Raw genomic sequence first — 463 nt, 5'->3', positions numbered from 1 at the left:
GTCGATAGCTGAACGGAGGAGATCGCGGGAGATCAAGCCTTGCCGATACAATGCACTACGCTCGACACGTGACACTAAGGCACCATATTCGTACCGCATTAGCATGTCGCGCCCGGCACCTTTGCCAACCCGATAGTAGATCACGTCGGGCAAATGTTCCCGGAAGGCCTCGCGCTCAAGTGCACGATCAATTCCATTTGAGTGATGATGTCGGCGAGCCGTGACGAGACTTGCCTTGATGAGCGGCCAGAACACAAACGCCTTTCGCTCTTCTACCGCAATGTCTCGTAGTGCGATGCGATTGAGCTCCGCATGACGCATGCCGAAGATCTGAAACAGTCGCGTCGTCGGCAGGAGGCGTAGGGACCTGGCGCCTGGTACGAGCTCTGCACCGAAATCCGGCCGCACTGACGCGACAGGCGACTGCGGCCGATGATCACCGAGCATATGGCGGCGTAAGTCC

1 protein-coding gene is annotated in these 463 nt (G+C 58.1%); it reads right to left on the bottom strand.

From position 1 onward, the window contains the following. The coding region (locus tag I6F31_RS36230; protein ID WP_225187059.1) for a hypothetical protein at nucleotides 1-321 on the bottom strand (321 nt) is incomplete at its 3' end. Nucleotides 322-463 lie beyond the last annotated feature (142 nt).

It is taken from the genome of Bradyrhizobium sp. NBAIM01 (genome assembly GCF_020194115.1).
GTDB classification, from domain to species: domain Bacteria; phylum Pseudomonadota; class Alphaproteobacteria; order Rhizobiales; family Xanthobacteraceae; genus Bradyrhizobium; species Bradyrhizobium yuanmingense.
Note: the sequence above shows the minus strand (reverse complement) of the source record. Positions and strands in the feature narration are given on the sequence as shown.